This window comes from Aeromonas sp. 600724, assembly GCF_049175135.1.
Lineage (GTDB): Bacteria > Pseudomonadota > Gammaproteobacteria > Enterobacterales > Aeromonadaceae > Aeromonas > Aeromonas veronii_A.
The window spans coordinates 1-25,224 of the sequence record NZ_JAAKUM010000006.1 but is presented as its reverse complement, the minus strand read 5'-3'; the positions used below and the strand labels follow the sequence as shown (position 1 = coordinate 25,224).

Annotated in this window: 22 protein-coding genes, 3 tRNA genes and 1 rRNA gene; 25 read left to right on the top strand and 1 reads right to left on the bottom strand. The window is 55.6% G+C overall.

Annotated elements, in window-relative coordinates:
- Window positions 1-60 precede the first annotated feature (60 nt).
- Complete coding sequence (gene murB, locus G5168_RS07150) at window positions 61-1,098, top strand: UDP-N-acetylmuramate dehydrogenase (protein WP_159164501.1); 1,038 nt, start codon at window positions 61-63, stop codon at window positions 1,096-1,098.
- The gene (gene birA / locus G5168_RS07145; RefSeq protein ID WP_227341803.1) at window positions 1,095-2,060 is read left to right on the top strand and encodes a bifunctional biotin--[acetyl-CoA-carboxylase] ligase/biotin operon repressor BirA; all 966 of its coding nucleotides are present in this window, start codon (window positions 1,095-1,097) and stop codon (window positions 2,058-2,060) included. The genes murB and birA overlap by 4 nt, the downstream gene beginning before the upstream one ends.
- Before the next feature lie 81 nt (window positions 2,061-2,141).
- Here the strand turns inward: birA and coaA are convergent, their stop codons facing one another.
- Window positions 2,142-3,080: a type I pantothenate kinase gene (gene coaA / locus G5168_RS07140; protein ID WP_005339877.1), complete on the bottom strand. Its 939-nt coding sequence runs from the start codon at window positions 3,078-3,080 to the stop codon at window positions 2,142-2,144.
- Between the two features lie 263 nt (window positions 3,081-3,343).
- Between coaA and G5168_RS07135 the strand changes: the two genes are divergently transcribed.
- From G5168_RS07135 to G5168_RS07025, 23 genes are all read left to right on the top strand, one after another.
- Window positions 3,344-3,428: transfer RNA gene (locus G5168_RS07135), tRNA-Tyr, on the top strand.
- 38 nt (window positions 3,429-3,466) lie between these two features.
- Window positions 3,467-3,541, top strand: a tRNA-Gly gene (locus G5168_RS07130).
- Window positions 3,542-3,709: 168 nt separating this feature from the next.
- On the top strand, window positions 3,710-4,894 hold the full coding sequence (tuf, locus tag G5168_RS07125; RefSeq protein WP_074042664.1) for an elongation factor Tu: 1,185 nt from the start codon (window positions 3,710-3,712) through the stop codon (window positions 4,892-4,894).
- A 53-nt stretch (window positions 4,895-4,947) separates the two neighbouring features.
- A tRNA-Trp gene (locus G5168_RS07120) sits at window positions 4,948-5,024 on the top strand.
- A 60-nt stretch (window positions 5,025-5,084) separates the two neighbouring features.
- Window positions 5,085-5,456 carry a preprotein translocase subunit SecE gene (secE, locus tag G5168_RS07115; protein WP_005341843.1) on the top strand — a complete coding sequence of 124 codons (372 nt, stop codon included), beginning with the start codon at window positions 5,085-5,087 and terminating at the stop codon, window positions 5,454-5,456.
- A 33-nt stretch (window positions 5,457-5,489) separates the two neighbouring features.
- Window positions 5,490-6,017, top strand: a complete 528-nt coding sequence (gene nusG, locus G5168_RS07110) for a transcription termination/antitermination protein NusG (protein WP_019840195.1) — start codon at window positions 5,490-5,492, stop codon at window positions 6,015-6,017.
- A gap of 134 nt (window positions 6,018-6,151) precedes the next feature.
- Window positions 6,152-6,580: a 50S ribosomal protein L11 gene (gene rplK, locus G5168_RS07105; RefSeq protein ID WP_026456244.1), complete on the top strand. Its 429-nt coding sequence runs from the start codon at window positions 6,152-6,154 to the stop codon at window positions 6,578-6,580.
- A 4-nt stretch (window positions 6,581-6,584) separates the two neighbouring features.
- Complete coding sequence (gene rplA / locus G5168_RS07100; protein ID WP_005339888.1) at window positions 6,585-7,286, top strand: 50S ribosomal protein L1; 702 nt, start codon at window positions 6,585-6,587, stop codon at window positions 7,284-7,286.
- 256 nt (window positions 7,287-7,542) lie between these two features.
- A complete protein-coding gene (gene rplJ / locus G5168_RS07095; RefSeq protein WP_216952230.1) occupies window positions 7,543-8,043 on the top strand; it encodes a 50S ribosomal protein L10 in 501 nt (166 codons plus the stop codon).
- Between the two features lie 51 nt (window positions 8,044-8,094).
- Window positions 8,095-8,457 carry a 50S ribosomal protein L7/L12 gene (gene rplL / locus G5168_RS07090; protein ID WP_005341840.1) on the top strand — a complete coding sequence of 121 codons (363 nt, stop codon included), beginning with the start codon at window positions 8,095-8,097 and terminating at the stop codon, window positions 8,455-8,457.
- A gap of 224 nt (window positions 8,458-8,681) precedes the next feature.
- Complete coding sequence (rpoB, locus tag G5168_RS07085) at window positions 8,682-12,710, top strand: DNA-directed RNA polymerase subunit beta (protein ID WP_421173225.1); 4,029 nt, start codon at window positions 8,682-8,684, stop codon at window positions 12,708-12,710.
- Window positions 12,711-12,801: 91 nt separating this feature from the next.
- Window positions 12,802-17,106, top strand: a complete 4,305-nt coding sequence (gene rpoC, locus G5168_RS07080) for a DNA-directed RNA polymerase subunit beta' (RefSeq protein WP_100647045.1) — start codon at window positions 12,802-12,804, stop codon at window positions 17,104-17,106.
- A gap of 194 nt (window positions 17,107-17,300) precedes the next feature.
- Window positions 17,301-18,017 (top strand): helix-turn-helix transcriptional regulator, encoded by a 717-nt coding sequence (locus tag G5168_RS07075; protein WP_064338927.1) that lies wholly within the window; start codon window positions 17,301-17,303, stop codon window positions 18,015-18,017.
- Between the two features lie 24 nt (window positions 18,018-18,041).
- Entirely contained in the window at window positions 18,042-18,422 is a 381-nt protein-coding gene (locus G5168_RS07070; protein ID WP_227341805.1) for a RidA family protein, read from the top strand.
- Window positions 18,423-18,506: 84 nt separating this feature from the next.
- Window positions 18,507-18,899, top strand: a complete 393-nt coding sequence (gene tusD, locus G5168_RS07065) for a sulfurtransferase complex subunit TusD (protein WP_227341806.1) — start codon at window positions 18,507-18,509, stop codon at window positions 18,897-18,899.
- Between the two features lie 8 nt (window positions 18,900-18,907).
- Entirely contained in the window at window positions 18,908-19,267 is a 360-nt protein-coding gene (gene tusC, locus G5168_RS07060; protein ID WP_058056196.1) for a sulfurtransferase complex subunit TusC, read from the top strand.
- 7 nt (window positions 19,268-19,274) lie between these two features.
- On the top strand, window positions 19,275-19,553 hold the full coding sequence (gene tusB / locus G5168_RS07055) for a sulfurtransferase complex subunit TusB (protein WP_058056195.1): 279 nt from the start codon (window positions 19,275-19,277) through the stop codon (window positions 19,551-19,553).
- Window positions 19,554-19,735: 182 nt separating this feature from the next.
- On the top strand, window positions 19,736-20,110 hold the full coding sequence (gene rpsL / locus G5168_RS07050) for a 30S ribosomal protein S12 (protein ID WP_005306278.1): 375 nt from the start codon (window positions 19,736-19,738) through the stop codon (window positions 20,108-20,110).
- Between the two features lie 93 nt (window positions 20,111-20,203).
- Window positions 20,204-20,674, top strand: a complete 471-nt coding sequence (rpsG, locus tag G5168_RS07045) for a 30S ribosomal protein S7 (protein ID WP_005339911.1) — start codon at window positions 20,204-20,206, stop codon at window positions 20,672-20,674.
- A 75-nt stretch (window positions 20,675-20,749) separates the two neighbouring features.
- Window positions 20,750-22,855: an elongation factor G gene (gene fusA, locus G5168_RS07040; RefSeq protein ID WP_021229318.1), complete on the top strand. Its 2,106-nt coding sequence runs from the start codon at window positions 20,750-20,752 to the stop codon at window positions 22,853-22,855.
- Between the two features lie 54 nt (window positions 22,856-22,909).
- On the top strand, window positions 22,910-24,094 hold the full coding sequence (gene tuf / locus G5168_RS07035) for an elongation factor Tu (RefSeq protein ID WP_074042664.1): 1,185 nt from the start codon (window positions 22,910-22,912) through the stop codon (window positions 24,092-24,094).
- 111 nt (window positions 24,095-24,205) lie between these two features.
- Window positions 24,206-24,748 (top strand): D-glycero-beta-D-manno-heptose 1,7-bisphosphate 7-phosphatase, encoded by a 543-nt coding sequence (gmhB, locus tag G5168_RS07030; RefSeq protein ID WP_216952229.1) that lies wholly within the window; start codon window positions 24,206-24,208, stop codon window positions 24,746-24,748.
- Between the two features lie 411 nt (window positions 24,749-25,159).
- Window positions 25,160-25,224 (top strand): 16S ribosomal RNA (locus tag G5168_RS07025); the annotation flags it as partial.

Genomic DNA, 25,224 nt, shown 5'->3' with positions numbered 1-25,224 from the left:
TTTTTCGTCATGGGGCAACTTGAGGTAGACTGCGCCCTTGCACCAAGCCGGGATAGACCGATGAAACTGAATGCCAACGCCTCCTTGTTGAAGCTCAACACCCTTGCCCTCGATGCGTATTGCCTCTGGCTGGCCGAGGTGGAGCAGGTTGCCGATCTGGCGACCCTGCGTGCCGATCCGCAGTTCAACCAGCTGCCGCGCCTCAATCTGGGCGGCGGCAGCAACATGCTCTTCACCACCGATTTTCTCGGTCTGGTGGTGCTCAACCGGCTCAAGGGGATTACCGCTGAAGATGGTGGCGATCACTGGTTGCTCCATGTTGCGGCCGGTGAAGATTGGCATCAGCTGGTGCGCCATACCTTGCAACAGGGCTGGTTCGGGCTGGAGAATCTGGCGCTCATTCCCGGCACAGTCGGTGCAGCGCCGGTGCAGAATATCGGTGCCTATGGCGTTGAGCTGGCCGACTTCTGCGCCTATGTCGAGGCGTTCAACTGGCAGAGTGGCGAGATAGAACGGATCGCGGCGGCAGAGTGCCGCTTCGGTTATCGCGACAGTATCTTCAAACACGAGTATCAGGATTCCCACCTGATCACTGCCGTCGGGCTCAAACTGCCCAAGGGGTGGCAACCGGTGCTGGGCTATGGCCCACTGGCGGCGCTCGGTGACGCGCCTTCGGCGCAGGTCATCTTCGATACCGTCTGTGCCACCCGCATGGCCAAACTGCCGGATCCCGCCGTGCTCGGCAATGCCGGTAGCTTCTTCAAAAATCCGGTGGTGCCTGCCGCGCTGGCGGAGTCGCTCAAGGTGCGCTACCCGCAGATGCCCTGCTATCCGGCCGGAGAAGGGCAGGCCAAGCTGGCTGCGGGCTGGCTCATCGATCAGTGCGGTCTGAAAGGTTTCGCCATCGGCCGCGCCGCCGTCCATCAGGAGCAGGCGCTGGTACTGGTCAATCTAGGGGGCGCCAGTGCCATGGAGCTGATCGCGCTGGCGGCTCATGTCCGCGACAGCGTGGAGCAGACGTTTGGCGTGGTGTTGGAGCACGAGGTGCGCTTTATGGGGGCGCATGGTGAAACCTGGCTCGACGAGGTGCTCTCATGACGTTGACTCCCATCAGACAGACCCTGATCACCCTGCTTAGCGACGGCCAGTTTCACTCCGGCGAACAGCTGGGTGAGCAGCTCGGCATCAGCCGGGCGGCGGTGAGCAAACACATGGCGGCGCTCAAGGAGCTGGGGTTGGATCTCTTTAGCCTGACCGGCAAGGGCTACCGGTTGGCGGTGCCGATGGCGCTCTATGATCAGGCTACCTTGCAGGCACTGGCCCCGATGGCACCGGTGCACTGTTTTCCGGTCATTGGCTCGACCAATCAACACCTGCTGGATCGGGTCAATGAGCTGCGCTCTGGCGAGAGCTGTCTGGCCGAGTGTCAGACAGCCGGGCGCGGTCGTCGTGGCAAACCCTGGATTTCGCCGTTTGGTTGCCAGCTGATCCTCAGCATGTACTGGCGACTCGAACAAGGCATGGCGGCGGCCATGGGGCTGAGTCTGGCGGTCGGCGTGGCAGTGGTTGAAGCGCTGGAGTCCCTTGGCTATCAAGGCGTCGAGCTCAAGTGGCCGAACGACCTCTACTATCAGGGCCGCAAGCTGGCGGGAATACTGGTGGAGATGAGCGGTAGCGCCGGGGCCAGTTGTCATCTGGTGATCGGCATTGGTCTCAATCTGGCGATGCCTGCCCGCGAAGGTGAGAAGATTGATCAGGCCTGGGCTGAGCTGCGTCACATCAATCCGGAACTGGTGGATCGCAATCAGTTGGCGGCCCGGATGATCGTCCATCTGCAGCGGGCGCTGCACACCTTTGAGCAGCAGGGGCTGGCAAGCTTTGTCGATGAGTGGAACCGGCTCGATCACTTTGCCGGTCGCCCTGTGCGCCTGCTGATGGGGGATCAGGAGATCCGCGGCATCGCTCGTGGCATCGACGATCGCGGCGCCCTGCGACTGGAGACAGGTGAAGGGATCAAATACTATCTGGGGGGCGAGCTCTCCCTGCGCCGGGGCGACTGAGGGTCAGCAAGGCCGCTCATGATGCCAAACAAGAAGAGGGGGCCCGCGGGCCCCCTCTTCGTTATCCGGCAACCGCCGTCATCATTTGCGCAGTTTGATCTGCTCGATGGCGTGCTCATGGCCCTTGGTCATGATCAGGTTGGCTCGCTCACGCGTTGGCAAGATATTTTCTTGCAAATTCAGATAGTTGATATCTTGCCAGATGTTGCTGGCGATCTGGGTCGCCTCACTCTCCGCCAGCTTGGCGTAGTTATGGAAGTAGGAGTCGGGATCCGAGAAGGCGCCGCTGCGGAATTTCAGGAAGCGTTCGATATACCAGGTGCGCAGCAGTTCGGCATCGGCATCCACATAGATGGAGAAGTCGACGAAGTCCGACACGAAGACCCGATGGGGCTCCTGAGGGTAATCCATGCCGCTTTGCAGCACATTGAGCCCTTCCAGGATCAGGATGTCCGGCTGCTCCACCACCTTCTTCTCATCGGGAATGATGTCGTAGATAAGGTGGGAGTAAACCGGCGCTTCGACCTTCTCGTGACCAGCGCGGATGTTGGCGACAAACTCCACCAGATGGCGGATGTCGTAGGATTCCGGGAACCCCTTGCGGCGCATCAGGCCGCGCTCTTCCAGTACCTTGTTGGGATAGAGGAAGCCGTCGGTGGTGACCAGCTCCACCCGTGGATGTTCCGGCCAGCGCTCCAACAGGGCCTGCAGAATACGGGCCGTGGTGCTTTTGCCCCCCGCCACGCTGCCGGCAATGCTGATAATATAAGTGCCCTTGCCGCGGGACTGGCCGAGAAACTGCTCCAGCACCCGGCTGCGACGCTGTTTGGCTTTGACATAGAGATTGAGCAGGCGGGAGAGAGGCAGATAGATCTCTTCCACTTCCCGCAATGACACCTTCTCGTTGATCCCGCGCAGGGTCTGCAGATCGTGTTCGGTCAGGGTCAGGGGGACCGAATCGCGCAATAACGCCCATTGTTCGCGGGTGAATTGCAGATAGGGGTTATGCTCTGTCGTCATGGTGTCATCACTGTTTCTTGGGCACGGCGACCATACACCAAGGGTGGGGGAGCGACAAGGGACGCAGCAGGATTGGCTTGTTTGCCCCCGCTTTTTTGCAAACTTCCCAGCAATAAAGCATATTTTGCCGGGTTCAATGGTTGCATCCCCCAAAACCTTACAATAAAATGCGCGACGCTTGACTGTCTGTCGTCTATTTGCGGTGCAAAAGCGATAAACACAACGGGTGCAAGCAGAATTACCGTTGTGACAATCTGGCGTCTGGAGGGGTTCCCGAGCGGCCAAAGGGATCAGACTGTAAATCTGACGGCTCTGCCTTCGAAGGTTCGAATCCTTCTCCCTCCACCATATTTCTCTGCGGTTTGAGTTCTTTGGGTTAGAGAAATGCGGGCATCGTATAATGGCTATTACCTCAGCCTTCCAAGCTGATGATGCGGGTTCGATTCCCGCTGCCCGCTCCAAGATGCTGATATGGCTCAGGCGTTAGCAGAGCCGCACCCTAGGGTGAGTTCGGCAAGCGAACCAGCCATCAGTACCTCTCTCTTTCCCACCAGATTCAAATCCATCATATAAACTGTTCTGTGGTTAGCTTGCCACCGCGTACTCAGCGTTAGTTTAGAGGGACGATCATGTCTAAAGAAAAATTTGAGCGTAATAAACCGCACGTTAACGTGGGTACCATCGGCCACGTTGACCACGGTAAAACCACCCTGACTGCAGCTATCACCAACGTGCTGGCCAAGCACTTCGGTGGTAAAGCTTTCGCCTTCGACCAGATCGACAAGGCACCGGAAGAGCGTGAGCGTGGTATCACCATCAACACCTCCCACGTAGAATACGACACCGCTACCCGTCACTACGCCCACGTAGATTGCCCGGGTCACGCCGACTACGTTAAAAACATGATCACCGGTGCTGCCCAGATGGACGGCGCGATCCTGGTAGTAGCAGCGACTGACGGCCCGATGCCGCAGACTCGTGAGCACATCCTGCTGGGTCGTCAGGTAGGCGTTCCGTACATCATCGTGTTCATGAACAAGTGTGACATGGTAGATGACGAAGAGCTGCTGGAACTGGTCGAGATGGAAGTTCGCGAACTGCTGTCCGAGTACGACTTCCCGGGTGATGACCTGCCGGTAGTCCGTGGTTCCGCACTGAAAGCGCTGGAAGGCGAAGCTCAGTGGGAAGAGAAGATCCTGGAACTGGCTGGCCACCTGGACAGCTACATTCCGGAGCCGGAGCGTGCGATTGACCAGCCGTTCCTGATGCCGATCGAAGACGTATTCTCTATCGCTGGCCGTGGTACTGTAGTTACCGGTCGTGTAGAGCGCGGTATCGTTAAAGTTGGTGAAGAAGTGGAAATCGTTGGTATCAAAGATACCACCAAGACCACCTGTACCGGCGTTGAAATGTTCCGTAAGCTGCTGGACGAAGGTCGTGCAGGCGAGAACATCGGTGCACTGCTGCGTGGCGTGAAGCGTGAAGACGTAGAGCGTGGTCAGGTACTGGCCAAGCCGGGCACCATCAAGCCGCACACCAAGTTTGAATCTGAAGTGTACGTGCTGTCCAAAGAAGAAGGTGGTCGTCATACCCCGTTCTTCAAAGGCTACCGTCCGCAGTTCTACTTCCGTACTACCGACGTGACCGGTACCATCGAACTGCCGGAAGGCGTAGAGATGGTAATGCCGGGCGACAACATCAAGATGGTTGTTACCCTGATTGCACCGATCGCAATGGACGACGGCCTGCGTTTCGCTATCCGTGAAGGTGGCCGTACCGTAGGTGCTGGTGTTGTAGCTAAAGTTATCGCTTAATCTTTGGCTTACATAAATAAAGCAAAGCCCCTATAATAGGGGCTTTCTTATGCAGGGGCGTAGTTCGAATTGGTAGAACAGCGGTCTCCAAAACCGATGGTTGCGGGTTCGAGTCCTGCCGCCCCTGCCATATACCTCGTCTCGTACGGGGCTTTTGTGTCTTTGGTTACGTCAGATACAGGTGGGTTGTATGAGTGTTAGTTCTGAGAACCAGGGCGGAAGCAAGGATACCCTGCTTTGGGGCCTGGTTTTCATTATCCTGGTGGCCGCTGTAGTAGGTAATTATCTACTGAGCGATGTTATTGCTGCCGTCCGCGCCTTGGGTGTGGTCATTGTCATCGCTGCTGCCGGTGCAGTAGCCCTGCAAACCACCAAAGGGAAGGCAACACTGGCATTCGCCCGTGAGTCTCGCCTGGAAGTCCGCAAGGTCGTATGGCCAACCCGTCAGGAAGCCATTCAGACAACCCTGATTGTGCTGGCGGTGACCGCCGTGATGGGGCTGCTGCTGTTCGTTCTGGACGGCGCCTTGGTCTGGTTGGTCAACCTGATTACCGGTGTGTAAGGATAAGCCATGACTGAACAACGTGAACAGCGTATGAGATGGTATGTCGTGCAGGCGTTTTCCGGCTATGAAGGCCGTGTCGCCAAATCCCTGCGCGAGCATATCAAGATGCATGGCATGGAAGACATGTTCGGTGAAGTACTGGTCCCGACCGAAGAAGTGGTCGAGATGCGTGCAGGCCAGAAGCGCAAGAGTGAGCGCAAGTTTTTCCCGGGCTATGTCCTGGTTCAGATGATCATGGATGAAACCACATGGCACCTGGTGCGTAACGTACCGCGCGTCATGGGCTTCATCGGCGGTACTTCCGACCGTCCGGCACCGATCTCCGACAAAGAGGCCGATGCCATCCTGAACCGTCTGCAGGATGCCCACGACAAGCCGCGTCCGAAAACCCTGTTTGAACCGGGTGAAATGGTGCGGGTTGCCGATGGTCCGTTTGCCGACTTCAATGGAACCGTTGAAGAGGTGGACTACGAGAAGAGCCGCGTGAAGGTTTCTGTACTGATCTTCGGTCGTTCTACTCCCGTTGAGCTGGATTTCGGTCAGGTCGAAAAGGGCTGATTGATTTCTGTTCACTCAACAGTTGTCAGGGGCAGCGAATATCTCTATAATTCGCTGCCCCTTTATTAGTTGGGGAGCCGTTTGCAGGAGCATGTCTCCGAGGCGCTAGAACCCATTTTTGAGGTAATTTCCTAATGGCTAAGAAAGTCACAGCTTATATCAAGCTGCAGGTTGCTGCTGGTGCAGCCAACCCGTCTCCTCCCGTTGGTCCTGCACTGGGTCAACACGGTGTTAACATCATGGAATTCTGTAAGGCGTTCAACGCTCGTACAGAAAAGCTGGAAAAAGGTTCACCGACCCCGGTCGTGATCACCGTTTACAGCGACCGTTCCTTCACCTTCGAAACCAAGACTCCGCCTGCTTCCTTCCTGCTGAAGAAAGCTGCTGGCATCAAGTCTGGTTCTGCCAAGCCGAACAAAGACAAGGTTGGTAAGGTGACCGTAGCCCAGCTGCAAGAAATCGCCAAGACCAAAGAACCGGATATGACCGGTGCCGATCTGGATGCAAAAGTACGTTGCATCGCAGGCTCCGCTCGTTCCATGGGTCTGGTAGTGGAGGATTAAGACAATGGCTAAACTTTCCAAGCGTATGCGCGTTATTCGCGAAAAAGTTGACGGTACCAAAGAGTACTCCATCAACGAAGCCATTGCCCTGCTGAAAGAACTGGCTACCGCCAAGTTCGTTGAAAGCGTTGACGTTGCTGTCAACCTGGGTATCGACGCTCGTAAATCTGACCAGAACGTACGTGGTGCTACTGTACTGCCGCACGGTACCGGTCGTGATGTACGCGTTGCCGTATTTACCCAAGGTGCCAATGCCGAAGCAGCTAAAGCTGCCGGTGCTGACCTGGTAGGTATGGATGACCTGGCCGATCTGGTTAAGAAAGGCGAGATGAACTTCGACGTAGTTATCGCATCCCCGGATGCCATGCGCGTTGTTGGTCAACTGGGTCAAATCCTGGGCCCGCGCGGCCTGATGCCGAACCCGAAAGTTGGTACTGTAACTCCTAACGTTGCCGAAGCTGTCAAGAACGCCAAGGCTGGTCAGGTTCGTTACCGTAACGACAAGAATGGTATCATCCATACCACTCTGGGTAAGGTTTCTTTCAACGAAGTTCAGCTGAAAGAAAACTTGGAAGCTCTGCTGGTTGCCCTGAAAAAAGGCAAGCCCTCTTCCGCCAAAGGTCAATTCATCAAGAAAGTCAGCATCTCCACCACCATGGGTGCCGGTGTTGCCGTAGACCAAGCTTCTCTGGAAGCTCAGGCCTAATTGATGGGTTTTACAAGGCGCAAAATTTAATCTATAATTTTGCGCCTTGATTGGTTGGGGGTTTCGACCTCCGTCCAAGACCGCAGGAGGCTGTAAAGCCTTAATGTTTCCTGCGTAGACGGTGCCGGAAACCCAGCGAGAAAGATTCTTTCTCTTCTGGAATCCTGCTACCGCATCGTTCCCCTCTGTTGTAAAGGTAGGGGGGATGTGTCAGTACTGGGTCATTTGACCCGGATTCAATCCAGGAGTTAAGCCAATGGCATTGGGACTCGAAGACAAAAAGGCAATTGTTGCTGAAGTCAACGAAGCTGCCAAAGGCGCTCTTTCTGCAGTTGTTGCCGATTCTCGCGGTGTCACTGTAGACAAGATGACCGTCCTGCGTAAAACCGCTCGTGAAGCCGGTGTGTACATGCGCGTTGTGCGTAACACCCTGCTGCGTCGCGCGGTAGAAGGTACCGAATACGAGTGCCTGAACGACGCATTTACCGGTCCTACCTTGATTGCTTTCTCTAACGAACACCCGGGCGCTGCTGCTCGTCTGTTCAAAGAGTTTGCCAAAGCGAACCAAAAGTTCGAAATCAAGGCTGGCGCTTTTAACGGTGAGTTTATCGCCGCAGCACAAATTGATCGTCTGGCCACGCTGCCGACCTACGACGAAGCAATTGCGAAGTTGATGGCTACTATGAAAGAAGCCTCTGCTGGCAAGCTGGTTCGTACCATCGCTGCTGTGCGTGATCAGAAGCAAGCTGCTGCTTGATTCTCGCCTATTTAGGCTGTTTGAGTTTATTCAACATCAGGAATTTTTGTCATGTCTATCACTAAAGACCAAATCATCGAAGCCGTTGCTTCCATGTCCGTAATGGAAGTTGTTGAGCTGATCGAAGCTATGGAAGAGAAATTCGGTGTTTCTGCCGCTGTTGCTGTTGCTGCCGGTCCGGCCGCTGAAGCAGTAGAAGAGAAGACCGAGTTCGACGTAGTTCTGACTGCTGCCGGTGCCAACAAAGTTGCCGTCATCAAAGCCGTTCGTGGCGCTACCGGTCTGGGCCTGAAAGAAGCCAAAGATCTGGTAGAAGCTGCTCCGGCTAACCTGAAAGAAGCCGTCTCCAAAGACGAAGCTGAAGCTCTGAAGAAAGAGCTGGAAGCTGCCGGTGCTTCTGTTGAGATCAAATAATCTGCATTTATGTAGATTAGCCTGATAAAACAGGCTAGGGCTGGTGAATTTTTGTTCACCAGCCTTTTTGCGCTGTAGACTGAGAGCATTTCACACCGTTTACGACTCTCGGTGCACCAGCAATCCGGACTGTCTTCTTTCGTCCGGGCCAACACAAAACGGTGTTGAGACAGAGCTGTCCCGCGGGACAGAGTGGGTCACTTATCAGCGAGCTGAGGAACCCTATGGTTTACTCTTATACCGAAAAAAAACGCATTCGTAAGGACTTCGGTAAGCGAGACCAGGTACTGGACACGCCTTATCTGTTGTCCATTCAGCTGGACTCCTTCAAGCAGTTCATCGAGGCTGACCCGGAAGGTGAATATGGCCTAGAGGCCGCTTTCCGTAGCGTTTTCCCGATCACCAGTTACTCCGGTAGTGCTGAGCTTCAGTATGTCAGCTATCGCCTGGGTGAGCCGGTATTTGACGTAAAAGAATGCCAGATCCGTGGAGTGACCTACTCCGCGCCGCTGCGTGTCAAGCTTCGTATGGTTCTGTACGACCGTGAAGCAGCTGCCGGCACCGTCAAAGACATCAAGGAACAAGAAGTATACATGGGCGAAATTCCGCTCATGACCGAGAACGGCACCTTTGTTATCAATGGTACCGAGCGGGTTATCGTTTCCCAGCTGCACCGCAGCCCGGGCGTCTTCTTCGACCACGATAAAGGCAAAACACATTCATCCGGTAAGGTGCTGTATAACGCTCGCGTTATCCCCTACCGTGGCTCCTGGCTGGACTTCGAGTTCGATGCGAAAGACAACCTGTTTGTCCGTATCGACCGTCGTCGCAAACTGCCGGCATCCATTATTCTGCGCGCCCTGGACTTCACTTCCGAACAAATCCTGGCCACCTTCTTCGAAACCATCGGTTTCGAGGTCAAAGATGGCAAGTTGATGATGGATCTGGTGCCGGAGCGCCTGCGTGGCGAAACTGCGACCTTCGACATCGTGGCCAATGGTGCCGTGGTTGTTGAAACCGGTCGTCGTGTGACTGCCCGTCACATCCGTCAGTTGGAAAAAGACGCAGTTACCCAGATTGAGGTACCGGTTGAGTACGTTGTTGGCAAAGTTGCAGCCAAGGACTACGCACATCCGCAAACTGGCGAACTGGTAGTGGCAGCCAACCAGGCGCTGAGTCTGGAAGCGATTGCCAACCTGTCCCAGGCCGGCTTCAAGCATTTCGAGGTTCTGTTCACCAACGAACTGGATCACGGTGCCTACATGTCCGAGACCCTGCGCGTCGATTCCAGCACCAACCGTCTGGAAGCGCTGGTAGAAATCTACCGCATGATGCGTCCGGGCGAGCCGCCGACACGTGAAGCAGCAGAGCAGCTGTTCGAAAACCTGTTCTTCTCTGCCGAGCGTTACGACCTGTCTACCGTAGGTCGGATGAAGTTCAACCGCCGTCTGGGTCGTGAAGACGAGACTGGCGCTGGCGTACTGACCAAAGACGATATCGTCGATGTAATGAAGCGCCTGATCGACATCCGTAACGGTAACGACGAAGTGGACGATATCGACCACCTGGGTAACCGTCGTATCCGTTCTGTCGGTGAAATGGCTGAAAACCAGTTCCGCGTCGGTCTGGTGCGTGTCGAGCGTGCGGTCAAGGAGCGTCTCTCCCTGGGCGACCTGGACACCCTGATGCCGCAGGATCTGATCAACGCCAAGCCGATCTCCGCCGCAGTCAAAGAGTTCTTTGGTTCCAGCCAGCTGTCCCAGTTTATGGACCAGAACAACCCGCTCTCCGAAGTGACCCACAAGCGCCGTATCTCTGCGCTGGGCCCGGGCGGTTTGACTCGTGAGCGTGCCGGCTTTGAAGTCCGAGACGTACACCCGACCCACTACGGTCGTCTGTGCCCTATCGAGACTCCTGAAGGTCCGAACATCGGTCTGATCAACTCTCTGTCCGTGTACTCTCGTACCAACGAGTACGGTTTCCTCGAGACCCCGTACCGCAAGGTCATTGACGGTGTGATCACCGACGAAGTGGACTACCTGTCTGCTATTGAAGAAGGCAAGTACGTGATCGCACAGGCTAACGCCGCGACCACCGAAGATGGCCGTCTGAAAGATGAATTGATCCCGTGCCGTCACAAAGGTGAATCCACCTTTATGAACGCCGACCAGATCCAGTATATGGACGTGAGCCCGCAGCAGATCGTATCTGTGGCAGCGGCTCTGATCCCGTTCCTGGAACACGATGACGCGAACCGCGCATTGATGGGTTCAAACATGCAACGTCAGGCTGTACCGACTCTGCGTGCTGACAAGCCGCTGGTAGGTACCGGTATGGAACGCGCTGTGGCCGTTGACTCCGGTGTAACCGTAGTGGCCAAGCGTGGCGGCGTAATCGACTATGTCGATGCCTCCCGTATCGTCCTGAAGGTCAATGAAGATGAGCTGATGCCAGGCGAAGCCGGTATCGACATCTACAACCTGACCAAATACACCCGTTCCAACCAGAACACCTGTATCAACCAGCGTCCTTGCGTGATGTTGGGTGAGCCGGTCATGGCTGGCGACGTACTGGCTGACGGCCCGTCCACCGACCTGGGGGAACTGGCGCTGGGTCAGAACATGCGCGTCGCGTTCATGCCGTGGAACGGTTACAACTTCGAAGACTCGATCCTGGTGAACGAGCGTGTTGTTCAGGAAGATCGCCTGACCACCATCCATATCCAGGAACTGGCCTGTATCTCCCGTGACACCAAGCTGGGTCCGGAAGAGATCACTGCTGACATCCCGAACGTGGGTGAAGCCGCTCTGTCCAAGCTGGACGAGTCCGGTATCGTCTACGTGGGTGCCGAAGTGAAGGGCGGCGATATTCTGGTCGGTAAGGTAACCCCGAAAGGTGAAACCCAGCTGACGCCGGAAGAGAAGCTGCTGCGCGCCATCTTCGGTGAGAAGGCGTCCGATGTGAAGGACTCCTCCCTGCGTGTACCGAACGGTGTGTACGGTACCGTGGTTGACGTGCAAGTCTTTACCCGCGATGGCGTGGAAAAAGACAAGCGTGCCAAAGAAATCGAAGAGATGCAGCTGAAGGAAGCGAAGAAGGACTTGACCGAAGAGTTCAAGATCCTGGAAGACGGCATTTTCGGCCGCTCCCGCAACCTGCTGCTGGCCGCCGGTTACAGCGAAGATCGTCTGAACAAGCTCGATCGCTCCAAGTGGTTTGAACTGGCCATCGAAGACGAAGGCAAGCAGACCGAACTGGAACAGATCGCTGAACAGCACGTTGAGCTGAAAGCCGAGTTCGACAAGAAATTCGAGAACAAGCGTCGCAAGATTATCCAGGGTGATGATCTGGCGCCGGGCGTACTGAAAATCGTCAAGGTTTATCTGGCAGTCAAGCGTCGCATCCAGCCGGGTGACAAGATGGCGGGCCGTCACGGTAACAAGGGTGTTATCTCCAAGATCTGTCCGGTCGAGGATATGCCTCATGACGAGTTCGGCCGTCCGGTCGACATCGTACTGAACCCGTTGGGCGTACCATCCCGTATGAACATCGGTCAGATCCTCGAAGTGCACTTGGGCCTTGCGGCCAAGGGTATCGGCGAGAAGATCGATCGCATGGTCAAAGAGCAGCGCGAGCTGCACGAGATGCGCAACTTCCTGCAACAGGTCTATGACCTGGGCGAGAAGGACACCCAGCAAGTGAACATCGCCGAACTGTCTGACGACGACGTACGTACCCTGGTGGGTAACCTGCGTAAGGGTCTGCCGGTTGCTACTCCAGTGTTTGATGGTGCCAAAGAGCGCGAAATCAAAGCCCTGCTGAAGCTGGCCGATCTGCCGGAGTCCGGTCAGATTGATCTGTTCGATGGCCGTACCGGTAACCGCTTCGAGCGTAAAGTAACCGTTGGTTACATGTACATGCTCAAGCTGAACCACCTGGTCGACGACAAGATGCACGCGCGTTCTACCGGTTCTTACAGCCTGGTTACCCAGCAGCCGCTGGGTGGTAAGGCTCAGTTCGGTGGTCAGCGTTTCGGTGAGATGGAAGTGTGGGCCCTGGAGGCTTACGGTGCGGCATATACCCTGCAGGAGATGCTGACCGTCAAGTCTGACGATGTGAATGGCCGTACCAAGATGTACAAGAACATCGTGGATGGCGACCACCGTATGGAGCCGGGCATGCCCGAATCCTTCAACGTATTGCTGAAGGAAATCCGCTCTCTGGGTATCAACATCGAGCTGGACGAAGAGTAAGAGCTCGCTCTTATTGTTCGAGAATTGACGTGGGCGCCCCGCTGTTTTGGCAGCCGGGGCGCCGAGGTTAGACTCCTGACAGGGGAAACACGTGAAAGACTTACTCAAGTTTTTGAAGGCTCAGACCAAGACCGAAGAGTTTGACAGTATCAAGATCGGTCTGGCCTCTCCTGACATGATCCGCTCCTGGTCATTCGGTGAGGTCAAAAAGCCTGAGACCATCAACTACCGGACTTTCAAGCCGGAGCGTGATGGTCTGTTCTGCGCCCGTATCTTCGGACCGGTGAAGGACTACGAGTGTCTGTGCGGCAAGTACAAGCGCCTGAAACACCGTGGTGTGATCTGTGAGAAGTGCGGCGTTGAAGTGACCCAGACCAAGGTCCGTCGTGAGCGTATGGGCCACATCGAGCTGGCCAGCCCGACTGCCCACATCTGGTTCCTGAAGTCCCTGCCGTCCCGTATCGGTCTGCTGCTGGACATGACCCTGCGCGACATCGAACGCGTGCTCTACTTCGAATCTTTCGTAGTTATCGAGCCGGGCATGACCAACCTCGAACGCAGCCAGATGCTCTCCGAAGAGCAGTACCTGGATGCGCTGGAAGAGTGGGGCGACGAATTTGACGCCAAGATGGGTGCCGAAGCAATCCTGGCATTGCTGCGCGCCATCGATCTGGAAGGTGAAGTCAAAGCGATGCGTGAGGAGCTGGATCAAACCAACTCCGAGACCAAACGCAAGAAGACCACCAAGCGTCTGAAGCTGATGGAAGCTTTCCTGCAGTCCGGCAACAAGCCGGAGTGGATGATCATGACAGTGCTGCCTGTGCTGCCGCCGGACCTGCGTCCGCTGGTACCGCTGGACGGCGGCCGTTTCGCGACTTCCGATCTGAACGATCTGTACCGTCGCGTGATCAACCGTAACAACCGCTTGAAGCGTCTGCTGGATCTGGCTGCTCCGGACATCATCGTGCGCAACGAAAAGCGTATGCTGCAAGAGTCCGTCGATGCGCTGCTGGATAACGGCCGTCGCGGTCGTGCCATCACCGGTTCCAACAAGCGCCCGCTGAAATCCCTGGCCGACATGATCAAGGGTAAGCAGGGTCGTTTCCGTCAGAACCTGCTCGGTAAGCGTGTCGACTACTCCGGTCGTTCCGTTATCACCGTAGGCCCGACTCTGCGTCTGCATCAGTGCGGTCTGCCGAAGAAGATGGCGCTGGAACTGTTCAAGCCGTTCATCTATGGCAAGCTGGAAACCCGCGGTCTGGCGACCACTATCAAGGCCGCCAAGAAGATGGTGGAGCGCGAAGAAGCTGTCGTTTGGGATATCCTGGACGAAGTGATCCGCGAACATCCGGTTCTGCTGAACCGTGCACCGACTCTGCACCGTCTGGGTATCCAGGCATTCGAACCGACTCTGGTCGAAGGCAAGGCAATCCAGCTGCACCCGCTCGTTTGTGCTGCGTATAACGCGGACTTCGATGGTGACCAGATGGCGGTTCACGTACCGCTGACCTTGGAAGCCCAGCTGGAAGCGCGTGCGCTGATGATGTCTACCAACAACATCCTGTCGCCAGCCTCCGGTGAGCCGATCATCGTTCCTTCTCAGGACGTGGTCTTGGGTCTGTACTACATGACCCGCGCCCGCATCAATGCGAAGGGTGAAGGTATGGTGCTGTCCGGCCCGAAAGAGGCCGAGAAAGTGTACCGTGCTGGTCTGGCCGACCTGCATGCTCGCGTCAAGTGCCGCATCACCGAGTACGTGAAGAACGAAGCCGGTGAGCTGGTTGCCAAGACCGAGATGAAGAACACCACCGTTGGTCGTGCGATCCTGAGCCTGATCCTGCCGAAAGGTATGGAATACGCCCTGATCGACGAGCCGAAGGTGCTGACTGCTGCCGAGCAGGCCGATCTGGAAGCCAATCCGCAGAACTGGATCAAATGCGTATCCAACAAGGCGCTGGGCAAAAAGCTCATCTCCCGTCTGCTGAACACCTGCTATCGCAAGCAGGGGCTGAAGGACACCGTTATCTTCGCTGACCAGCTGATGTATACCGGTTTCCACTACGCGGCGCTGTCCGGTGCTTCCGTTGGTATCGATGACATGGTCATCCCGGATGCCAAGAAAGACATCATCGCGTCTGCCGAAGCCGAAGTTGCCGAGATCCAGGACCAGTTCCTGTCCGGTCTGGTAACTGCGGGCGAACGTTACAACAAGGTTATCGATATCTGGGCCAGCGCCAACGAGCGCGTCTCCAAGGCCATGATGGAGAACTTGTCCAAAGAGCGTAACGTCAACTCGCTGGGTGAAGAAGAAGAGCAGGCCTCGTTCAACAGCATCTTTATGATGGCTGACTCTGGTGCGCGTGGTTCCGCCGCTCAGATCCGTCAGCTGGCCGGTATGCGTGGCCTGATGGCCAAGCCGGATGGCTCCATCATCGAGACTCCGATCATCGCGAACTTCCGCGAAGGCCTGAACGTACTGCAGTACTTTATCTCTACCCACGGTGCTCGTAAGGGTCTGGCGGATACTGCACTGAAGACTGCGAACTCCGGTTACCTGACTCGTCGTCTGGTAGACGTGGCGCAAGACATGGTGATCACCGAGGACGATTGCGGCACTACCGACGGTCTGTGGATGACTCCGCTGATCGAGGGTGGCGACGTGGTCGAGCCGCTGCGTGAGCGCGTATTGGGTCGTGTGGTGGCAGAAGATGTCATCAAGCCGGGTACCGAGGACGAGATCCTGGTTGCTCGCAACACCCTGCTCGACGAGCAGCTGTGTGACCTGCTGGAGCGTAACTCCGTTGACCGTGTGAAGGTTCGTTCTGCCATCACCTGTGAAACTGACTTCGGTAACTGTGCTCACTGCTACGGCCGTGATCTGGCCCGTGGTCACCTGGTTAACAAGGGTGAGGCTGTCGGTGTTATCGCCGCCCAGTCCATCGGTGAACCGGGTACCCAGCTGACGATGCGTACTTTCCACATCGGTGGTGCTGCATCTCGTGCCGCTGCCGAGAGCAGCATCCAGGTCAAGAACACCGGTACCATCAAGCTGCAGAACGCCAAGTTCGTTCACAACAGCGATGACAAACTGGTTATCACCTCACGTTCTACCGAACTGACCATCATGGACGACATGGGCCGTACCAAGGAAAGCCACAAGCTGCCTTACGGTTCCGTGCTGGAAGTGAAGGACGGCCAGGCCGTGAGCGCTGGCGAGACCGTTGCCAACTGGGATCCGCACACCCACCCGATCATCACCGAAGTGGCTGGTCGCCTGCAGTTCGAACACATGATCGATGGCGTGACCATCACTCGTCAGACCGACGAGCTGACCGGTCTCTCTTCTATCGTTGTTCTGGACGTCAACGAGCGTCCGAGCGCCGGTAAAGAGATGCGTCCGACCGTTAAACTGGTCGACCTGAACGGCAAAGACGTGATGATCCCGGGTACCGATGTAGCCGCCCAGTACTTCCTGCCGGGCAAGGCGATCGTGAACCTGGAAGATGGTGCCAATGTGGGCGTGGGTGACGCGGTAGCGCGTATCCCGCAAGAGTCCGGCGGTACCAAGGACATCACCGGTGGTCTGCCGCGCGTTGCGGATCTGTTCGAAGCACGTCAACCGAAGGAACCGGCAATTCTGGCCGAGATCTCCGGTACCATCTCCTTCGGGAAAGAGACCAAGGGCAAACGCCGTCTGGTCATCACCCCGACCGATGGTGGCAACGTCTACGAAGAGATGATTCCGAAGTGGCGTAACCTGAACGTGTTCGAAGGTGAAAAAGTTGAGAAGGGTGAAGTGCTGGCGGACGGTCCTGAGTCTGCTCACGACATCCTGCGTCTGCGCGGTATCAGCCCGGTCGCCAACTACATCGCCAACGAAGTGCAGGACGTTTACCGTCTGCAAGGCGTTAAGATCAACGACAAGCACATCGAAGTCATCGTTCGTCAGATGCTGCGCAAGTGCGAGATCCTGAGCGCTGGCGATACCGATCTGATCGAAGGCGAACAGGTTGAAGTGGCTCGTGTGAAGATTGCCAACCGTAAGCTGGTTGCCGAGGGCAAGACCCCTGCGACCTACCGTCATGTACTGATGGGTATTACCAAGGCATCTCTGAGCACCGAGTCCTTCATCTCCGCGGCTTCCTTCCAGGAAACCACTCGCGTTCTGACCGAAGCCGCCGTAGGTGGCAAGCGTGATGAACTGCGTGGTCTGAAAGAGAACGTCATCGTGGGTCGTCTGATCCCGGCTGGTACCGGCTTTGCCTACCACCACAGCCGGATCAACCAGCGTGCTGCCGCAGCTCGTGCTGTTGGCACCCCGCAGGTGACCGCTGATGAAGCGGAGCAGAACCTGGCGGATCTGCTGAACGCAGCCGGTAGCTTCGACGAAGAGTAACTCGTCATCCGTGATTGAAAAGGGCTCCTTCAAGGAGCCCTTTTTGTTGGCCAATTCCTCGGCAAAGGTAGACGCAGCGCGGGTTTCAGGATGATCCAGAGCAAAGTTGTAGAGTAAAAAATCAAAAAAAGTTGACTTTGCTCCCCTGCAATTTAACACTCGGGAAAGTTGAATGGTTATTACAGGGGTAGAACATGACTGTCGGTATCGAGGAAGCCATGCTTCCCGAAGAACAGCTGATCAGCCGCACTTTTACAGATGAAGACAGGGAATTGTTGCGCTCATACGATGGGCTCATCGATGGTTTGGCCGAGCTGTTCGGCAAGCATTGTGAAGTGGTACTCCACTCCCTGGAAAATCTGCACGAGTCGGTGATCAAGATCGCCAACGGCTTCAATACCGGACGCACCCTCGGGGCGCCCATCACCGATCTCGCCCTGCGCATGCTCAAAGACATCGAGAGCACCGGCCAGGATTACACCCAGAGCTATTTCGCTCGCAGCCGTACCGGCGCGCTGATGAAGTCGAGCACCATCGCCATTCGCAACCGCGAGCGACAAGTGGTGGGGCTTATCTGCATCAACCTGCACATCAATGCGCCTTTCCACGAGTTCGTGGCCGAATTTTTCCCGACGCCCCAGCAGGCGGCGCGCCAGTCACCAGAGACCTTTGCCAACAGCGTGGAAGAGCTGGTTGCCCAGACGGTGGATAACACCATCGACGAGATCAATCGCGATCCCACCGTGGCCAACAATGCCAAGAATCGCTTCATCGTGACCCAGCTGTTCGAGAAGGGCATTTTTGACATCAAGGATTCGATCAATCTGGTGGCGGACAAACTCAATATTTCAAAACATACCGTTTATCTTTACATCCGACAGCGCAAGCAGGGTGAAGACGAGAACGAGTAACTCATTCCAGAAGGGGATAGATGAATGGCTAAAGAAGTGATTGCAACCGACAAGGCGCCTGCCGCGATTGGTCCGTATGTTCAGGCTACCAAGGTTGGCGAGATGATCTTCACCTCCGGGCAGATCCCGCTCGATCCTGCCACCATGGAAATCGTGGCTGGCGGCATTGAAGAGCAGGCCGAGCGGGTGATGAAGAATCTGATTGCCGTGTTGCACGCTGCGGGTGCCGATGCCAGCAAAGTGGTCAAAACCACCTGCTTCCTGAGCGACATGAACAACTTCGTTGCCTTCAATCAGGTCTATGCCCGTTACTTTGGCGATGCGGCGCCAGCTCGCTCCTGCGTAGAGGTGGCCCGTCTGCCGAAAGATGTGCTGGTCGAGGTCGAGGCGATTGCCCATCTCTGATCAACAGATCGAATCAAGCCCCTCCTGGCAGGGGCTTTTTTGTTTTTGGCGTAAAATGGACCGGGTCAGCACAGGAGTCCTGCTATGAGTCTGAGTTTTGCCATCCTGGTCACGGGGCCTGCCTATGGCACCCAGTCGGCCAGCACCGCCTATCGTTTTGCCCGCACCTTGTTGGCACAGGGGCATACCTTGTCCCACCTGTTCTTCTATCAGGACGGGGTCTGCAACGGCAACGGTTTGCATCTGCCTGCATCCGATGAGACTGACCTGGTGCGTCTATGGCGAGAGCTGGCGGAAGAGCAGGGGATCGGTATCGACGTCTGTGTCGCCGCCGCCATGCGGCGCGGTGTGCTCGATGAACAGGAAGCCAAGGGGGCAGGGCTGGAGCACTTCAATCTGCAAGCGCCATTTTGCCTGAGCGGTCTGGGCCAGTTGGCCGAGGCGGCGCTCACCACCGATCGGCTGGTTCAGTTCTAGGGGGAGTCATGAGCAAGAAAATCGCCTTTATCTGCAGTCGTGGTCCCCATGGCCATGCCGCCGGCCGGGAAGGACTGGATGCCTTGCTGGCCACCTCGGCCATGACCGATGAGCTGGCCCTCTTCCTGATTGGGGACGGTGTGTTGCAACTGCTCAAGGAACAGCAGCCTGCCGCCATTTTGCAGCGCCACTACGCGCCCACCTTCAAGATGCTGGAACTCTACGACATCGAAGAGGTCTATGTTTGTGCTGACTCGCTGGCAGAGCGTGGCGTGACAGTGGATGATCTGCTGATCCCCATCGAGAGTCTGCCGCGCCAAGAACTGGCTCGGCGCTGGGCACAATGTTCGACTCACATCAGCTTTTGAGGTCTCCATGTTGCATCTGATATTGAACTCTCCCTTTCAGAGTCAGGCTCTGGCAGAGGCGCTCTCATACCTTCAGCCCGAGGATGAGCTGGTACTGATGCAGGATGCCGTGATTGCGGCATCGGCTCCCCAGTGGAGCGCGCGGCTGGCGGGTATCCCGCTTTATGTGATGCAGGAAGACCTGCAAGCTCGCGGTTTGCAGCATCGGGTGGGCAATGTGCTCGATATGGCGGATCTGGTGGCACTGATTGCGCAAAAAGGTTCCCCGCGCACCTGGGGTGGCTGAGAAGCATATTTTCAAGAAAATTCAAGGCGATGTCGTGAAAGCAAACGGATCCGAACTGCCCTTTTGTGACGCAAATTGTATAAATCTTGACTCCCCAGACAACAGGGCATAAAATTTCGCGTCCCCGTATCTGCGGGGAGGATTTTCCACACGTTTATGAAGTCATTATCAGGAGCCTTTTGATGGCAACTATTAACCAGTTGGTTCGCAAGCCACGCATCAAGCTCGTTGTGAAAAGCAACGTGCCGGCGCTGGAAGCGTGCCCTCAGAAGCGTGGCGTATGCACTCGTGTATATACCACCACCCCGAAGAAGCCTAACTCTGCACTGCGTAAAGTGTGCCGTGTACGTCTGACCAACGGCTTCGAAGTCACCTCCTACATCGGTGGTGAAGGTCACAACCTGCAAGAGCACTCTGTTGTTCTGATCCGTGGCGGTCGTGTAAAAGACTTGCCAGGTGTTCGTTATCACACCGTTCGTGGTGCGTTGGACTGTGCCGGTGTTAAAGACCGTAAGCAGGCTCGCTCCAAGTATGGCGTGAAGCGTCCTAAAGCTTAATGGTTCTCCGTTAAGTAAGGCCAAACGTTAATTCGTTTCTAGTTAGATAGCTTTCTAGTTTTGGGTAATCCCTGAAGTTACGGAGAATTTGAAATGCCAAGACGTCGTGTTGTTGGTCAGCGTAAAATCCTGCCAGATCCCAAGTTCGGATCAGAGCTGCTGGCTAAATTTGTCAACGTAGTAATGGTTGACGGTAAGAAATCTGTTGCAGAAGCCATTGTTTATGGCGCCCTGGACATCATTGCCACCAAATCTGGCAAAGAGCACCTGGCCGTATTCGAAGAAGCTCTGGATAACATTCGTCCGGCGGTCGAGGTTAAATCTCGTCGCGTCGGTGGTGCAACCTATCAGGTTCCGGTAGAAGTTCGTCCGGTACGTCGCAATGCTCTGGCAATGCGCTGGTTGGTTGATGCCGCTCGTAAACGTGGTGAAAAATCAATGGCTCAGCGTTTGGCTGGCGAGCTGCTGGATGCCGCTGACAATAAGGGTTCGTCTGTCAAGAAACGTGAAGACGTTCACCGTATGGCTGAAGCGAACAAAGCCTTCGCTCACTTCCGCTGGTAATCCGCTTGCGCAGGGTCTTTTGGCTCTGCGCACCTTTAATTATCTAGGGACAAGCGCCTTAGTAAGAGGATGACAATGGCTCGTACAACCCCCATTGAGCGTTATCGTAACATCGGTATCTCCGCTCACATTGACGCCGGTAAGACTACTACTACCGAGCGCGTACTGTTTTACACCGGTGTAAGTCACAAGATCGGTGAAGTTCACGATGGCGCTGCCACCATGGACTGGATGGAACAGGAACAAGAGCGTGGTATCACCATCACCTCCGCCGCGACCACCGCTTTCTGGTCCGGTATGGGTAAACAGTTCCAACCGCACCGTATCAACATCATCGATACCCCGGGCCACGTTGACTTTACTATCGAAGTAGAGCGTTCAATGCGTGTTCTGGACGGTGCCGTGATGGTGTACTGTGCCGTAGGTGGCGTACAGCCACAGTCTGAAACCGTATGGCGTCAGGCTAACAAGTACAAGGTTCCCCGTATCGCGTTCGTCAACAAGATGGACCGTACCGGTGCCAACTTCCTGCGTTGTGTTGAGCACATCAAGACCCGTCTGAAAGGTACTCCGGTTCCCCTTCAGCTGAACATCGGCTCTGAAGAGAACTTCAAGGGCGTTGTTGACCTGGTCAAGATGAAAGCCATCAACTGGAATGAAGCTGATCAGGGCGTATCCTTCGATTACGAAGACGTCCCGGCCGAGTTGCTGGAACAGGCGCAAGAAATGCGCATGAATCTGGTTGAAGCCGCTGCTGAAGCGTCTGAAGACCTGATGGAAAAATACCTGGGCGGCGAAGAGCTGACCGAGGAAGAGATCAAAGGTGCTCTGCGTCAGCGCGTGCTGAACAACGAAATCATCCTGGTAACCTGTGGCTCCGCGTTCAAGAACAAGGGCGTACAGGCAATGCTGGATGCCGTGATCGAGTACCTGCCGGCTCCGACCGACGTTGCTGCTATCGACGGCCTGAAAATGGACGGCGAGACCAAAGACGAGCGTCACGCTTCTGATGACGAGCCGTTCTCTGCTCTGGCGTTCAAGATCGCTACCGACCCGTTCGTTGGTAACCTGACCTTCTTCCGTGTCTACTCTGGCGTGATCAACTCCGGTGACACCGTGCTGAACTCCGTCAAGGACAAGCGCGAGCGTTTTGGCCGTATCGTTCAGATGCATGCCAACAAGCGTGAAGAGATCAAAGAAGTACGCGCTGGTGACATCGCTGCTGCTATCGGTCTGAAAGACGTGACCACTGGTGACACCCTGTGTGACCCGAACGCACCGATTATCCTCGAGCGTATGGAATTCCCGGAGCCGGTAATTTCTATCGCGGTTGAGCCGAAAACCAAGGCTGACCAGGAGAAGATGGGTCTGGCTCTGGGCCGTCTGGCTCAGGAAGATCCGTCCTTCCGCGTATGGACTGACGAAGAGTCAGGTCAAACCATCATCGCTGGTATGGGTGAGCTGCACCTGGACATCATCGTTGACCGTATGCGTCGCGAGTTCAAGGTTGAAGCCAACGTAGGTAAGCCGCAGGTTGCCTACCGTGAAACCATCCGTACCACCGTTAAAGACATCGAAGGCAAGCATGCCAAGCAGTCTGGTGGTCGCGGTCAGTACGGTCATGTTGTTATCGACATGTACCCGCTGGAAGAAGGCAAAGCCTACGAATTCGTCAACGACATCAAAGGTGGTGTCATTCCTGGTGAATTCATCCCGGGTGTTGATAAAGGTATCCGTGAGCAGCTCAAATCTGGTCCGCTGGCTGGTTACCCGGTTATGGATCTGGGTGTGCGTCTGCACTTCGGTTCTTACCACGATGTCGACTCTTCCGAACTGGCGTTCAAAATCGCTGCTTCCATGGCCTTTAAGGCTGGCTTCATGAAAGCCAACCCGGTTCTGCTCGAACCGATCATGAAAGTAGAAGTTGAAACTCCGGAAGATTACATGGGCGACGTTATCGGTGACCTGAACCGTCGTCGTGGCCTGATCGAAGGTATGGAAGATGGCCCGTCCGGCAAGATCGTGCGTGCTCTGGTGCCGCTGGCCGAAATGTTCGGTTATGCAACTGCACTGCGTTCCGCTACCCAGGGTCGCGCTTCCTACGCCATGGAATTCGCCAAGTATCACGATGCACCGACCAACGTTGCACAAGCCGTGATCGAAGAGCGCAAATCCAAGTAATTTAAGATTCCCCGCCTACGACGGTAGGCGGGTTTAACCTAGAAGGACTACGTCGTGTCTAAAGAAAAATTTGAGCGTAATAAACCGCACGTAAACGTCGGCACCATCGGCCACGTTGACCACGGTAAAACCACCCTGACTGCAGCTATCACCAACGTGCTGGCCAAGCACTTCGGTGGTAAAGCTTTCGCCTTCGACCAGATCGACAAGGCACCGGAAGAGCGTGAGCGTGGTATCACCATCAACACCTCCCACGTAGAATACGACACCGCTACCCGTCACTACGCACACGTAGACTGCCCGGGTCACGCCGACTACGTTAAAAACATGATCACCGGTGCTGCCCAGATGGACGGCGCGATCCTGGTAGTAGCAGCGACTGACGGCCCGATGCCGCAGACTCGTGAGCACATCCTGCTGGGTCGTCAGGTAGGCGTTCCGTACATCATCGTGTTCATGAACAAGTGTGACATGGTAGATGACGAAGAGCTGCTGGAACTGGTCGAGATGGAAGTTCGCGAACTGCTGTCCGAGTACGACTTCCCGGGTGATGACCTGCCGGTAGTCCGTGGTTCCGCACTGAAAGCGCTGGAAGGCGAAGCTCAGTGGGAAGAGAAGATCCTGGAACTGGCTGGCCACCTGGACAGCTACATTCCGGAGCCGGAGCGTGCGATTGACCAGCCGTTCCTGATGCCGATCGAAGACGTATTCTCTATCGCTGGCCGTGGTACCGTAGTAACCGGTCGTGTAGAGCGCGGTATCGTTAAAGTTGGTGAAGAAGTGGAAATCGTTGGTATCAAAGATACCACCAAGACCACCTGTACCGGCGTTGAAATGTTCCGTAAGCTGCTGGACGAAGGTCGTGCAGGCGAGAACATCGGTGCACTGCTGCGTGGCGTGAAGCGTGAAGACGTAGAGCGTGGTCAGGTACTGGCCAAGCCGGGCACCATCAAGCCGCACACCAAGTTCGAATCTGAAGTGTACGTACTGTCCAAAGAAGAAGGTGGTCGTCATACCCCGTTCTTCAAAGGCTACCGTCCGCAGTTCTACTTCCGTACTACCGACGTGACCGGTACCATCGAACTGCCGGAAGGCGTAGAGATGGTAATGCCGGGCGACAACATCAAGATGGTTGTTACCCTGATTGCGCCGATCGCGATGGATGACGGCCTGCGTTTCGCTATCCGTGAAGGTGGCCGTACCGTAGGTGCTGGTGTTGTAGCTAAAGTTATCGCTTAATCGATACTTTAAATGCACACATGAAAGGGGTGGCTTCGGCCGCCCCTTTTGTTTTTGGGCTTTATCTGCCCTGTGAGATACTGGGCAAAACCATTGATTGAGGTAGTTTCCGTGAGCAAACCCGCCATTTTTCTGGATCGTGACGGTGTCATCAATGAAGACACTGGCTATGTCAGCCAGGTCGATGACTTCCATTTTCTGCCCGGAGTCATAGACGCCCTGCAGCTCCTCAAAAAGAAAGGCTATCTGCTGGTCGTTGTGACCAACCAGTCCGGAATCGCCCGCGGCTACTTCAGTGAAGATGACTTCATGAATCTGACCGAGTGGATGGATTGGTCACTGGCGGATCGGGATGTGGACCTCGATGGCATCTATTTCTGCCCCCATCATCCGGATCACGGCGCCCCCTGTGATTGCCGCAAACCGGAGCCAGGCATGCTGCTGTTGGCGCAACAGGAATTGGGGATCGACATGAGCCGTTCCTATATGGTGGGTGACAAGCCTTCCGATCTGAAAGCAGCGAGCAATGCCGGGGTCGGTCACAAGATCATGGTCAGAACCGGTAAGCCGGTTACCGAAACGGGTAGCGCACTGGCAGATGCCATCTATGACAACCTGCACGATTTTGCCATCGCGGTGCCTGCAGCAAGCTGATTTCGCCGGTTTAATATGCCAATTGGTGGCTTTGTGAGCGAACGAACAGCGAAAGCCATCTTTTTGCAATTATCCCCTTGCCAGAACGAATTCACTCCCTATAATGCGCCTCCATCGACAGGGCAAGCGGCAACGCAAACAACCTCGTAGATAACCTCGAAAAGCCTTTGCAAATAAGGCTTGACTCGAGAAGGCGGTTGAGTAGAATGCCACTCCCGCAGCAGCAAAAGCTGCGTCGCTCTTTAACAATTTGAATCAAGCAATCTGTGTGGGCACTCACAGCATCGAACATCAAAAACAATTTTTGATTTTCAATGTCTGATGAAGTGACCAAGACGATTTCTTAGCAATAAGAAGTCGAACAGTTTATTTCAGCAATTCATTGAGCCGCCTTAATTGGCAACCAAACTTAAATTGAAGAGTTTGATCATGGCTCAGATTGAACGCTGGCGGCAGGCCTAACACATGCAAGTCGA